Source organism: Neoakkermansia glycaniphila (assembly GCF_900097105.1).
GTDB lineage: Bacteria > Verrucomicrobiota > Verrucomicrobiia > Verrucomicrobiales > Akkermansiaceae > Akkermansia > Akkermansia glycaniphila.
In genome coordinates this window covers 3,024,997-3,038,339 of record NZ_LT629973.1, presented here as the reverse complement: position 1 = coordinate 3,038,339, position 13,343 = coordinate 3,024,997, and the positions used below count along the sequence as shown (strand labels likewise).

Sequence of the window (13,343 nt, the reverse complement as noted above, 5' to 3'; positions counted from 1 at the left end):
GTGTCCAATGATGAATCTCCGAATTTTCCGAAAAGATGCATTGCATTCCTCGTCGTATATGCTATTCTGATTTGGATGAAATATGCCATTTCAATATGCTTTTTCTGCAAAATTCATGGTATTTTTCGTGATAATAACCAACTTGTATCTTGACGATGAAACCTCTCTCGACATGCGTCGTTTTCTTCTCGTGCTATACGGGAATCCTGCCGTCCCTGCTGGGTGCGGATACACCCTATCTGGGTAATATCGCCTTTGTAGGCGATTCCATTACGGAACGTGCGGATTACCGCAAGAGTATCTGGAAATCGTTCCTTGACAACGGTTACCAGGATAAGACGAACGGCACCAATACAGCCGCCGTGTCCGGTTCCAAAGATTTCCAGATGGTCGGTTCCCGCAATTCCGGAAGAGTCAACTCCCTCTATCAGGGACAGAATTTCATCGGCATGCACGAGGGCCATGCCAGCTGGTATTCCGGCGCTCTGATCGGAGATTTCAAGGCGGGAGACCAGATTCCCGATTACGGAGGTACGCGAGGCGGAGGCTACATCAGGAATTGGGTTTCCACGACACCCGGCGGCGCCGCGCTCGATACGACTCTGCCGGACGGATGGAAGGGGACGGCGTGGGACGACGGTTCCGGGCATTTCAAGAATAAGGATCTTCCCGCTTTGTCAACTTATAAGCCCGATACGATCGTGATCATGGTCGGGATCAACGACCATTTCGGAAACCCCGTGAACAATACGACTCCGGAGCAGACGGTCGCGAATATCAAGGCGATGGTCGAGATGTACCGTGAGGCGAATCCGAATGCCAATTTCTACATCAGTACCGTGCTTCCGGTCGATACGGCGAAGCAGACGGGGCGTTACCCCGCCGAGAAGAAGGTCATCAACGATATGCTGATGGCCGTCGGCGATTCATGGAACAACGGGAATTCGCAAGTCAAGGTGTTCGACGGCAGCATCGGCTTTGATCCTGTGACCATGACGACCGATGGTGTGCATCCGGAAGCTCAAGGATCGATGATTTTTGCCAACAATCTGGCCGAAGCGATGGGTACGGGGCAGAGGACGGCAGGCAAGGCGCGAGTCGCCGTTGTCGATGCTTCCAAATTCATCCGGCAGAATATGTCCTCCCTGCCGGACTCGTCTTCCGGCGGTTCGTCTTTGGCTGTGCAGGGTTCCCATGTGGCCGCCCGGCAGTTGACGGCGACGGGCTCTTCGTCACCCAGCGATCTGTTCGTATTTACGGCTCCGCTGGGTTCTTCGGATCCGACGCGCCTGTCATGGCAATGGAGCGGCAACACCATCGCCGAACGCACGCTTGAAGTCAGCCTTCAATTGACCTCCGGCGTGTTCGGCAACCAGATGACGATCGGGTTCGGCAATACTTCCGCGTCTTCCGGTCTGCAGCTCGACATTCGCGAGAACGGCGTTTTCTGGGGGAATACCATGTTGTACGGCGGTTCGCAATCTGCTGAAATGGCAGATTTCCGCATCGCCTACATTGCGAGCGGCGGCGTGGCGGCCGGGTATTATGTCTGGCGCAACGGCATGCTGATCGGCGAAGCGCTGTCCGGCTCCACAGGTGCGGCCATCAACGGCTTTTATATCGGACAGGCCAATTCATCCTCGGCGGCCTATGGGGCGCTTGGAGGCATCTACTGGTCGGAAACCGGGGCATGGGCTCCCGATACCTTGAGCGGGGCGCGCCCGTCTTACGCACTGCCCGGTGCATCGTCGATGAATACATGGACAGGTTCTTCTTCGGGTGATTGGGGCATCGGTACGGGTGGCAGCTGGAGTTCTTCGGACGGGCAATTCCATCAGGGAGACAATGTCGGTTTTTCATCTGCGGCCACGATCAGGCTCGTGTCGCCGGACATTCATGCAGGTACGGTGTCGGCTCTGGGTAATCTGACGGTCAATACGAACGGCAACAATGCCGTGTTCGATGCGCTGCAGGCCGCTTCCGGAACCAATTTCACGAAGGAGGGCGCCGGAACGCTGACGGTGCAGGGCGGTTCGATTTCATCCAGCCAGAATTCCATCGCTACCAGCAATGTGAAGGCCGGTACGCTGGAAGTGACGGGAGATACGGAGATCAATATTGCGTCCGGGCGTTTCGACGTTTCGTCGGCCACGCTGAAGGTATCGCAGGGCGCGCATTTGACGGTGCAGGGTGTGGGCGAGTTCTCCGCAGGCACATGGACGACGGGGGCGAACGCCACCAATAGCGCCATTCTGGTTACGGGCGAAGGAAGCTGGCTGGAAAGCAAAGTGTCGGTCAATCTGGGCAACCAGAAGGTAGCCGGGCGCAAGGATATGCTGACGGTGGAAGACGGTGGCCGGTTCTCGGTCGCGAACACATTCAATATCGGCGTACGGCAGGATACGGATGTGACCGTACGCAACGGCGGCGTGCTGGTGGCAGAGACGATCGGCTTGGGGCATTCCAATGCGGTTTCGTCGGGCTTTACGTCCAACCTGTACATTGCCGACGGAGGCACGGTGGAAGCAGTCTCGATTCTTCGCAAGAGTACGAATATGACGGGCAACGTGCATTTCGACGGAGGCACGCTGAAAGCCCGGCAGGACCATGCGAACATGATTTCCGCCAGCAGCATCGCCATCAGCGCGAAAGGCGGAACGGTGGATACCAACGGTTTCAACGTTACGATCGCCCAGGCGATCGCCAATGAATCGGGTCAGTCCGGCGCATTGAGTAAGGCGGGCAAGGGTTCCCTTACCCTGTCTGCTGCCAGTACATACAGCGGCGGCACGACTGTGAACGACGGTACTCTGATCGTCGCTGCCAACGGAGCCACGGGTTCCGGCTCGATCACGGTGAAGAACGGTTCCATCCTGCTCAATAATGCGCAGGTCGGCGGCTCCGTCCAGGTCGAAAGCGGCACGATCGGCGGCACGGGTTCGTTCTCTTCCATCGTGAATATGGTGCAGGGCAATCTGCAAGCGGCCGCCAACGGCGAGATCGGCACGATTCAATTCAACTCCGGCCTTGTGCTGGGGAATGTTTCCTGCATGCTGGATCTTGCCACGGCGGCAGCGCGTTCGGTCGACCAGTCGGACATGATCCGCATTTCCGGCACGTTCGACCGGATGAACGATTCTTCCCTGAAGCTGGTTCTGAATGTGCTGGACGGAGAATCCATGGCCGAAGGAGACAGCCGCAGCTACAAGCTGTTTGACATGGCCCGGGCTGAGGATTACCAAAAGCTGGAGAATGCCCAGCTGGTGTTCGACCGCAGCCTGTACACGGTGGATGCGGCGAATCTCGCGGTGGACGGTACGATCATGTTGACGCGCGAAGCCTCCATTCCCGAACCGTCGGCGCCTGCGCTCGGCATGATGAGCCTCCTCGGGCTGATGTGGAAACGCCGCAGAAAGGCCTGATGCGGTATTGCCGCATTTGCGATGCCCGGTTTCCGAAAGGAGGCCGGGCGTTTTTCAGGCTCGCATCAGCGTCAGAACGGCGACGGTGCGGACATCCGGGAGGCGGCGGAGCTGCCGGGCGCATGCCCGCGCCGTTGCTCCTGTGGTGAATACATCGTCGATCAGCAGCAGGTGGGCAGGGATTGTTTTTCTGCCGGCAACATAGGCTGGCGATACCCGGTACACCGTGTCGGCATGCCGGGCGCGTTCCTGCTTGAGAAGAGCCGTCTGGCTCATGGCGTCGCGGAGATGGACGAGAGGTTCGGCCATGCCGAAACCGAGGCGTTTTCCAAGCGATTTTGCCAGCAGGAGGGACTGGTTGTAGCCGCGCCTGTGCATTCTGCCGGAAGTCATCGGGATGGGGACGAGCGTCCACGCCGTTGTCCGCAGAAGAGGATCGGTTTGAAGCGTCCCGGACATCAGATCGGCGAGCGCCGGAACGAGGTGGTTTCTGCCGTGGTATTTCAGGTCGATGATGAGCCTGCGTGCCTCTTCGCTGCGCGACAGGGTCGAGCGGGCAAAATCGAATGTACGTTCATGCTCCGAACACTCGGCACACATTTCGGCCTGGGCGGATGCTCCGGGTAACGGCGTGCCGCAATGAAGGCATACCGGAGCTTCGACGCGCGGCAACGCATCCATGCACGCAGGACAAAGGGAATATGCCGTACCGGAGGGTTCCCCGCACAGGGCGCAGATGCGGGGAAAGATCCAGTCGAGCATGGCAAGCCGCTATTCTCCGGTTTCGCCGCGAAAGCGGACGACCGCATCATGCAGGAAGCCTTCTGCGACGAGCCGCTGCGCCTGTTCTTCCGGGATGCCCCGGGATTGGAGGTAGAAGAGCTGTTCTTCATCCATCGGGGAGGTGGCGCTGCCGTGCGAGCATTTGACTCCGTCCGCCAGAATTTCGAGGCCGGGCAGGGAGTTGATGGAAGCCTGTTCGCTGAGCATCATGTTGCGGTTGGCCTGGTAGGCGTCCGTCTCATGGGCTCCGGGCTCCACGAGGATCATGCCGGCGAAGGTAGCCGTGGCTGTGTCGCCCACGACGTTTTTGTACAGAAGGTTGCTGTATGCTCCCGGCGAGGAGTGTATCTGCCGCGTGCGCTGGTCGAGTACACGGCTGCCGTCTACCGCATTGGCGGAGAAGAGTTCGGCACGGGCTTCGCGTCCGGTAAGCACGCAGGTCGTTTCCTGCCGCGCCCATTCCGTGTGGAGGTGGCGCGTGAGCTGGTTGAGGGTTGCGCCTTCGGCCAGCCTGTATTCGGCTATTTCCATGGCGCGGCCCGTGCTGCCGAGTTCCTGCACCAGTTCGTAGGAAAGGGAGGCATGCGGCGCAAGTACGGCTTTCTGCACGCCGACGATCATTTGGCTGTTGCCGCCGTCTCCCCGGTGGATTTCCCGGATCGTGGCTTTGGAGCCTTCACCCATCAGGATGAGGATGGAAGGGGAGAGCAGTCCCATCTCTCCGCGTACGGTGCAGGTGATTTCGATGGGGTGTTCGACGATGCAGCCGGGGGCGATCGAGATGCAGAGGCCGCAGACGGGCAGGCTCTGCTGCATGGCGAGGATTCTGCCGGAGCCGATGGAGTGGACGGAAGCGAGGTGTTCCAGCTCTTCGGGCTTGCCGAGCGGCTGGATGCTGACTCCCGGCAGTACGGGGCCTGCCAGCGTGGCGGTTACGGCTTCGTCCGCCACAGGGGGCGGCGTTTGCAGGCGGTCAAGCACGGCGGCCGCATACGCGGCGGGGCGTCCGTAGCGCCAGTCTTCATTCAGGCGGTCCGGGGCGGCAAGAGTTTCGGCGCGGGAGGCGGCCTGCTGGCGGAAGTGGTTCAGAGCGTCATTCATCGTGATAGGTGCCGGAAAGGGTTAACCGATGCTGTCCTCCATTTCGAGGTCGATCAGGCGGCGCAGCTCCACGGAGTATTCCATCGGGAATTCCTTGACGAGTTCGTTGATGAATCCGTTGACGGCGAGGGACATGGCCGAGGCTCGCGACAGGCCGCGCTGCTGCATGTAGAAGAGCATTTCTTCGGAGACCTGCGAGACGGAGGCTTCGTGCTGCACCGCGCTGCGGTTGCCCGTCACGCTGATGGCGGGGTAGGTGTCCGTCCGGCTGTCGGTGTTGATGAGCAGGGCATCGCATTCCGTGTTGTTTTTGCAGCCTTTCAATCCCTTGGGGATGACGACCTGGCCGCGGTAGCTCGCCCGGCCCGTGCCGATGCTGATGGATTTGGAGACGACGTTGGAGGTGGTTTCGTCGGCTGCGTGGATCATTTTCGCGCCCGTGTCCTGATGCTGCCCGGTGTTGGCCAGGGCGATGGAGATGACTTCGCCGCGCGCCCGGCGGCCTTTCAGCACGACGCCGGGGTATTTCATCGTCAGGCCGGAACCGATGTTGCAGTCGATCCAGCGGATTTCCGCGCCTTCGTGCGCGAGTCCGCGCTTGGTGACGAGGTTGAAGACGTTGGATGACCAGTTCTGGACGGTCACATATTGAATCTTCGCGTTTTTCATCGCGACGAGTTCGACGACGGCGGAATGCAGGGTCGAGGTATCGAACTGCGGAGCCGTGCAGCCTTCCATGTACATGATTTCGGAGTCTTCGTCCGCGATGATGAGCGTGCGTTCGAACTGGCCGAAGTTCTCGGAATTGATGCGGAAATAGGCTTGCAGCGGGTGCTTGAGCTTCACGCCCTTGGGCACGTAGATGAACGAGCCGCCGGAGAAGACGGCGCTGTTCAGCGCGGAGAATTTGTTGTCGCCCACGGGGATGACCTTGCCGAACCACGGGCGGAAGATTTCTTCATGCTCCATCAGTCCTTCGGTGGAGTTCACGAAGATGACGCCCTGCTTCTGCAGTTCTTCCTTCATGTTGTTGTACGCCGTTTCCGAGTCGTACTGCGCGTCCACGCCTGCGAGGAAGGCGCGTTCCTGTTCGGGTACGCCGAGGCGTTCGAAGGTGCGCTTCACTTCGTCCGGCACTTCGTCCCAGCTTTTCTTGGGGCGTTCGCCGTGGGCGAGGTAGTAGCGGATGGCGGAGAAGTCGATCTTTTCGAGGTCTTTCGTGGCCCAGTGGGTGGGCAGGGGCATTTCCTCGAATTTGCGGAGGGCGTTCTGGCGGAATTCGCGTATCCAGTCCTTTTCTCCCTTGACGTTGACGATGTAATCGACGGTGTCGGGCGTCAGGCCGTACCCGGCGTCGTACTTGTGTTTTTCCGGGAAGGAGAAGTTCCCCTTCGCCGAGTCGAAACTGAATGGTGATTCGTCCATGAAGACTTTATTGTTCCGTGTTTTTCAGAAACTCGTAGCCGTGCTCTTCCAGCTCGTCCACCAGCTCGTAGCCGCCCGTGCGGACGATTTTGCCGTCCGACAGCACATGCACCACATCCGGCTTGATGTATTCGAGCAGCCGCTTGTAGTGCGTGATGACGAGGAAGCTGCGCATCGGCGAGCGCATGGAGTTCACGCCTTCGGAGACGATGCGGAGGGCGTCGATATCCAGCCCGGAGTCGGTTTCGTCCAGAATGGCGTATGTCGGTTCGAGCATCATCATCTGGAGGATGTCGTTGCGCTTCTTTTCACCGCCGGAGAAGCCTTCGTTCACGGCGCGGGAGGTGAACTTGCGGGCCATGCCGAGTTTGTCCATCTTCGCATACAGTGTCTTGTAGAAGGCGACGGCATCCAGCTCTTCTCCTTCGGGCATGCGGGCCTGCATGGCGGCGCGGAGGAAGTTGGCATTGGTGACGCCCGGCACTTCGACGGGGTACTGGAAGGCGAGGAACAGCCCGGCGCGGCTGCGTTCGTCCACGCTCATGGAGAGCAGGTCGTGGCCGTCCATCGTGGCGCTGCCGCCCGTGACCTCGTAATCTTCATGTCCGCACAGCACCTTGGAGAGGGTGCTTTTGCCGGAGCCGTTCGGCCCCATGATGGCATGGATTTCTCCCTTGGGGATTTCGAGGTTGATTCCCTTCAGGATTTCCGTCCCGTGGACGTTGGCGTGCAGATCTTGAATGATGAGACTCATGCTTGTGTGGAATGATGTGAAAATGTCTATGGTTTGACGATGGAACCGCGGAGGGTGATTTCCGCCTCGTTCACGCAGGCGCCCGGAGGCAGATCGATCACATCTTCCAGCAATACGCCCGGTTTCAGCGTGATGTCGTGGATGATGCCGGTGTCGATATCCTGAAAGTGTCCGTGTTCTACAAGGTTGGGACAATAACGGGACGGTTCCCGATCAAAATTTACCTGTCTTACAAGGCGATGTTTGACCAAAGCTTCCAAACAGTTATAAACGGTGGCCAGAGAAATGGACGGCAGGCGCAGTTTCGCACGGCGGAAAACTTCGGCGGCAGTAGGGTGGTCGCGCTTGTCCATCAACACTTGATACACTTCCTGCCGCTGGCGGGTAAGGCGCAATCCTGAAACCGTCGGCAGGATGGAATCTTTGCGTTTGGCTGCGGAGATGGGGAAAGATGAAGAGTTCATGGCCTGAATTTCTGCACGAATGTAGTCTTTTTTAGAATGAAAATCAAGTTTTCGCTGACGATAAGACGTTTTTTCTTGTGCCACAACGGCCAGACGCATACGATACCGGCATGATACGCTTTCTATTATTATGCGGTTGCAGTTTGCAGGCAAATGCCGCAGTACAGGAAACGCAGCTCGACAGCCTTCCCGGCACGGCGATGACTTGCGGGTGGGAAGGCCGCCCGGTTCGGCCGGGGAAATCCGTCTCCGGAGAAGCCATGAGAATCGGCGGCAGGACTTTTGAACGGGGGCTTGGCACGCATGCACCCTCCGCAGGTACGCTGAAGCTCGACGGCAAGGCCGGCCGCTTTCTGGCGGAGGTAGGCGTGGATGCCTCCCAGGCGAAGGGGACGGTTCGGTTCCGGGTGAAGGGCAACGGCAAAACGCTTTTCGAGAGCGGCATACTCAAGGGAGGCGATGAGCCGGTATCGGTTGACGTACCGTTGCAAGGCGTGCGCCGCCTCGAACTGGAAGTGGACGACGGGGGAGACGGCAGGGATTTCGACCACGCGAACTGGGGCAATGCACGCCTTGTTTACGATGGGGCGGTTCCGGTATGGATGAATCCCGGAGAATCTTCCAACGATGAGACGGTTTACCCCGCTGCCTCCCGGCGCACGCTTTCCAAAGGGAATACGGTTCGCTACATCGATCCGCAACGCGGCGACGACCGGGCGAGCGGACTTTCCTCCGGCAAGGCATGGAAGAGCATGGCTCCGGCGAATGCCCTGACGCTGGCGCCGGGCGATACGCTGGTGATTGCTCCCGGCACGCACGATTATTCCCTGATTGCCTCCGGCTGCGGCACGGAGAAGGACAATATCACTTTGAGATTTCTTCCGGGGAGGCATGTGTTCGCCTACGGCAATCTGGCGACGGACAAACTGCATATTTCCAACACGAACGACAGGCCCTACCAGCCGAAAAGCATCGCCCTGCGGCTCGACGGGATGAAAAACGTACGGCTGGAAGGCAAGGGAGCCGAGATTCTGCTCGCAGGCAAGTCGATCTACATGATGGCGGACGGCTGCGACGGCGTCACTCTGGAAGGCCTGACCTTCGACTACCTGCATCCCACCGTCTGCGAATTCAAGGTCGAATCCATCGACGGGCAAACGATGGATATCTCCATCGCTCCCGACTACGGGTACGAACTGAACGACGGCAAGCTGACATGGAAAGGGCCGGGCTGGCAGTTCCCGCTCGGAGGCTACATGAAGGTGTTCGACCCGGAGCAGGGCGTATTCTCCGGCTCCTTCTCGCCCAACGGCACCCGCATCGAAGAACTCTCTCCCGGCAGGCTCCGCGTGCATTACCTCTCCGGTTCGCCGACGCTCAAACCGGGGCAGGTCGTCCAGAACCGGGATATTACGCGCGACTGCGTCGGTTTCCTGCAAAGAAACAGCCGCAATCTGAAGTGGAAGGATTGCTCGATCCATGCCATCCACGGCATGGGGGTCGTCTCCCAGTTCTGCGAGAACCTGAGCTTCGATCGCCTGAATGTCGCGCCGCGCAAGGGTTCTCCCCGCACGAACGTGACATGGGCGGACATTCTGCATTTCTCGGGCTGCAAGGGGCGCATCTCCGTGCGCGACTGTTTTCTTTCCGCTGCGCACGACGATGCCATCAACGTACACGGCACCCATCTCCGCATCGTGCAGCAGCCCGCTCCGAACAAGGTCGTAGTGCAGTTCATGCATCCCCAGACATTCGGTATCGACGGTTTCCACCCCGGCGACGAGGTTGAATTCATCCGGGGAGACAGCCTTGTGTCCTTCGGCTCGAACAAGGTGCAGAAGGTTGACAGGCTCGACGACAGGAAAATGGCCCTCACCTTGCAAAAGCCCGCTCCCTCCGGCATACGTCCGACCGATGCTCTGGAGAACGTGACGTGGACGCCCTCCGTCCACGTCTCCGGAACGACGGTGCGCCATATTCCGACGCGGGGATTCCTGCTGACGACGCGCCGCCCGGTGGTGGTCGAGAACTGCCGGTTCATCCGCACGGGCATGCCCGGCATTCTGGTGGAGGATGATGCTTCCGGCTGGTACGAATCGGGCATGGTGAAGGATATGACGATCCGGGGCAATACCTTTGTGGAATGCGCCGAACCTGTCATTCACATCAATCCGCACGCAACAAAATCCGAAGGCCCCGTGCACAGCAATATCAGGATCGAAAACAACCGTTTCGAACTGAAGGGCGGCACAGCCGTGCGCTCCCACCATGCCGACAAGGTGACGGTGAAGGGCAATACGTATATCCGGCAGGGAAAGCCCTCGGCTGAAAAGGATTGCGTGCGGATCGATTCCTGACGGAACGGCCTCACCGCTTGCGAAGGCTGGCCGGAAGGATTTTCATCTGGTCGCGGTACTTGGCGATGGTTCGCCGCGCCACGGTAACGCCTTGCGCTGCGAGGGCGGCTTCTATCTTGGCATCGCTCAGGGGCTTGGCGGGATTCTCCTCGTCGACGAGCTTCCTGATGCGCGCCTGAATGGCCTGCGGGCTGAGCGCGTCGCCGTCTCCGTCGTGCTGCGGCAGCGCAGTCTGGAAGAACGAGCGCAGTTCGTAGATGCCGTGGCTGCACAACAGGTATTTGTGGCTGACGGCGCGGGAGACGGTGGAGGGATGAATCTCCAGTGCATGCGCCACGTCTTCCATTCGCATCGGGGCGAGATGGTCCTTCCCTTCGAGGAAGAAGGGTTCCTGCCGCCGGACGATTTCCCGGGCGATCGTCAGAATGGTTTCCTGCCTGTCGGTGATGGATTTGATGAACTCGCGCCCTTCCCGGAAACAGCGGCTTAGGTAGGCACGCAGTTCCGCATCCTCGGCATGTTCGGACAACATCTCGCGGTAGGCGCTGCTGATGGAGAGTTTCGGAATGTGTTCGCCCGTCAGGGAGACGTGCAAGCCGCCGTTCTTGCCTTTTTCGACGATCAGGTCGGGCGTGACGGACGGGTTCGCCTCGCGGGCGAAGCCTGCTCCCGGATCGGGGTTCAGGCGAGTGATGCGCTGTACGGCAGCCTGTATCTCGTCCTCGTCCGCGCCGAGGGTGCGTGAGGCATCCGCATAGCGGTGGCGTACCAGATCATCCCAGCAGTCACGCAGAAGGCGGCCGGGCAGGGAATCCTCCTCCCCAGCCTGCCGGAGCTGGATCAACAGGGAATCCCGCAGATCGCGCGCCCCGACGCCCGGAGGGTCGAGATCCTGCACGATGCCAAGGGCTTCCTCCAGAATTTTCGGGGCAATGCCGTTGCGGACGGCTATCTCTTCAGGGCTGTCTTCGAAAAAGCCCCGATGGTCCAGCTCGCCGATCAAATCCAGAGCCGCCCGTGCGATCGGGGGAGCGATGCCTGAACGGGCGACCTGTTCTTCAAGATGCTCGGTCAGGGAAAGTTCTTCGCTGAGCGAATTCATGAGCAACTCGTGGCGTTCGGCAGCGGCTGTACCGTCCGAAGGGGACGATGCTTCCCAGCCGTCGTCATCGTGCCGGGGATCCTCGCGGGGCGTATCTTCCTCCAACACGGGATTGGCCGCCATGGCCTGTTGCACGATCTGCGACAACTCCATGGATGAAGCCTGCAGGGTGCGCATGAAGAGCTGCATGGAGGCTCCCGCCACCATGGACTGCTTCATTCCCTGCTGCATGCCCGCATGACTCATCCCCGGCACTATACCGGATGAGGCATGAAGCGAAAAGGGGATTCTGCGTCAAAAGCGAAACAATGGCAGGATGGAACGCCATGCCCGTTTCTACCTGAAAGAAGATCAGGCAAGCAGGGTGCGGAATTTTTCCCTCTCCTCTTCGGTGTAGGGTACGACGGCGAACCCGCCGTTTTCCTCCTGCTTTCCGGTGCGAACTGTCACGATGCGCACCTGGGCGCAGTGGTCGCCGCCGCGGCGGATGTCGAACCGCCAGTGCAGGGAGCTGTTGCCGATGCGGTCGAAAATGGCTTCGACGGCAATCTCATCGTTGAAATGCAGCGGAAGATGGTAATCCGCCTCCACATGGACGCGGGGCAGCATGTAGGGCGAAGGGTAGGCAGCCAGTCCGAGCGAGAGGAGAGCCTGCAGCTCCGCTTCTTCGGCAAAGCGCAGATAATTGGAGAAATGGACGATGCCTCCGGCATCCGTCTCGTAAAAGGAGATCCTTCGATGATGGGTGAATGGCGGCATACGGGGAAACAGGTCAGAATTCTTCTTCCTTCTTGCGCGGCGGGTTCCAACCCGTATCGGTGGAAATGGCGTTCCAGACCTTCGGTTCGTGGCGTTCGCGTGCCAGCCATACGGGAATCGTGCTCCAGGCTGCATCGATATTCACGATGCGGTCCTTGCGCGCGCCCATGGTATCCCAGTTCAGTTCAAGGCCCGTCTGTTTTTGTCCATCGTCGAGAGAAAGGAATTTCTCACGGGAAGCACCTTCTTCAAGTCCCGGGGAAAGCACCTGTGCGCGGTACTCGGGGTTCATTTTGTCCAGTTCGAGAAAATCGTTGATTTCCTTGCGTGTCTTGCCGGTGAAAAGCTGGTTGGCGTCGGCCTCGTGGAAAATGCGGAGAGCTGCATGGACGGCGCGGTTCGTGGCGAGCTTTCGGCCGCCGGATGCATGCGTATATTCGCGCAGGGCGGCGACATCGCGGCGCATGGCGCCTTCGGAACCGCCGGAACCCAGCCAGAAGGCGAAGGGCCAGATGACGAGAATGGCGAGCAGCACAAGCGTCTGCCGCGTCCGTGTGCGGGAAATGCTCAACATGGCCTGCGCCAGCACCCCCCAGCGCTGCACCAGCTCGCGGTCGGACATGCCGAAGAGGAACCTCGCCTGAGCTTTGGGCTGTTCCTGAAGGATTGTCTGGATTGTCTTACCGCGTGAAGGTGCGATGGAGTCGATGGGCTGGGCGTCCTCGGTGGACACCTTGTCACGCGGAGGAGCCATCATGGGCAGTACCATAATGCGGATGAAGGCGCTGAAGGCGATGAACAAAGTCAGCAGGCCGAGGCCGCGCGCCATCATGATATCTTCCGCATCATGCGTCGGGAACACATATTCGGGAGCCATCAGGTACAGAATGGGCAGAGACAGATAAACCAGCAGCCAGGCGATGACCAGACCGGCGAACCACGTCATGTTGCGGGCTTTGCCGAACCATGCCAGAGCCTCCATGGCAAGCACAATCACCGCCAGACCGATAAACATCTGGAACGGAAGGGAATCGGCAGGCCGACCGGAGGAGAACAAGGCTGTCGGATAGGAAACCATGCAGACGCCTCCGAGCGCCAGTACGGCGATGAGGCCGCTTTTCCACCATTGGGGTCCCTGATTCATGGGCGGTATTGTATCGTTGCTCCGAATGGATG

At 59.5% G+C, this 13,343-nt stretch carries 10 protein-coding genes; 2 read left to right on the top strand and 8 right to left on the bottom strand.

The window, feature by feature from the left end; all coding sequences use genetic code 11:
• Nucleotides 1–155 precede the first annotated feature (155 nt).
• Entirely contained in the window at nucleotides 156–3,422 is a 3,267-nt protein-coding gene (locus PYTT_RS12655; RefSeq protein ID WP_067774969.1) for an SGNH/GDSL hydrolase family protein, read from the top strand.
• Nucleotides 3,423–3,476: 54 nt separating this feature from the next.
• On the opposite strand, the gene PYTT_RS12650 is transcribed toward PYTT_RS12655, so the two are convergent.
• The 5 genes from PYTT_RS12650 to PYTT_RS12630 are packed head-to-tail and all read right to left on the bottom strand — an operon-like array spanning nucleotide 3,477 to nucleotide 8,048.
• A complete protein-coding gene (locus PYTT_RS12650) occupies nucleotides 3,477–4,184 on the bottom strand; it encodes a ComF family protein (protein WP_067774972.1) in 708 nt (235 codons plus the stop codon).
• A 9-nt stretch (nucleotides 4,185–4,193) separates the two neighbouring features.
• Nucleotides 4,194–5,306 carry a SufB/SufD family protein gene (locus PYTT_RS12645; RefSeq protein ID WP_067774975.1) on the bottom strand — a complete coding sequence of 371 codons (1,113 nt, stop codon included), beginning with the start codon at nucleotides 5,304–5,306 and terminating at the stop codon, nucleotides 4,194–4,196.
• Between the two features lie 21 nt (nucleotides 5,307–5,327).
• Nucleotides 5,328–6,731: a Fe-S cluster assembly protein SufB gene (gene sufB, locus PYTT_RS12640; protein ID WP_067774977.1), complete on the bottom strand. Its 1,404-nt coding sequence runs from the start codon at nucleotides 6,729–6,731 to the stop codon at nucleotides 5,328–5,330.
• A gap of 7 nt (nucleotides 6,732–6,738) precedes the next feature.
• Entirely contained in the window at nucleotides 6,739–7,485 is a 747-nt protein-coding gene (gene sufC / locus PYTT_RS12635) for a Fe-S cluster assembly ATPase SufC (protein ID WP_067774979.1), read from the bottom strand.
• Nucleotides 7,486–7,511: 26 nt separating this feature from the next.
• The gene (locus PYTT_RS12630) at nucleotides 7,512–8,048 is read right to left on the bottom strand and encodes a Fur family transcriptional regulator (protein ID WP_245741044.1); all 537 of its coding nucleotides are present in this window, start codon (nucleotides 8,046–8,048) and stop codon (nucleotides 7,512–7,514) included.
• An 11-nt stretch (nucleotides 8,049–8,059) separates the two neighbouring features.
• Here PYTT_RS12630 and PYTT_RS12625 point away from each other — a divergent pair, with 11 nt between their 5' ends.
• Nucleotides 8,060–10,306, top strand: a complete 2,247-nt coding sequence (locus PYTT_RS12625; RefSeq protein ID WP_083076638.1) for an NPCBM/NEW2 domain-containing protein — start codon at nucleotides 8,060–8,062, stop codon at nucleotides 10,304–10,306.
• 10 nt (nucleotides 10,307–10,316) lie between these two features.
• Here PYTT_RS12625 and rpoN read toward each other — a convergent pair whose 3' ends face one another.
• The 3 genes from rpoN to PYTT_RS13630 form a co-directional block, all read right to left on the bottom strand.
• Nucleotides 10,317–11,654 carry an RNA polymerase factor sigma-54 gene (gene rpoN, locus PYTT_RS12620; RefSeq protein WP_067774983.1) on the bottom strand — a complete coding sequence of 446 codons (1,338 nt, stop codon included), beginning with the start codon at nucleotides 11,652–11,654 and terminating at the stop codon, nucleotides 10,317–10,319.
• Nucleotides 11,655–11,759: 105 nt separating this feature from the next.
• Nucleotides 11,760–12,167 carry an acyl-CoA thioesterase gene (locus tag PYTT_RS12615; RefSeq protein ID WP_067774986.1) on the bottom strand — a complete coding sequence of 136 codons (408 nt, stop codon included), beginning with the start codon at nucleotides 12,165–12,167 and terminating at the stop codon, nucleotides 11,760–11,762.
• Between the two features lie 13 nt (nucleotides 12,168–12,180).
• On the bottom strand, nucleotides 12,181–13,311 hold the full coding sequence (locus PYTT_RS13630; RefSeq protein ID WP_067774989.1) for a hypothetical protein: 1,131 nt from the start codon (nucleotides 13,309–13,311) through the stop codon (nucleotides 12,181–12,183).
• Nucleotides 13,312–13,343 lie beyond the last annotated feature (32 nt).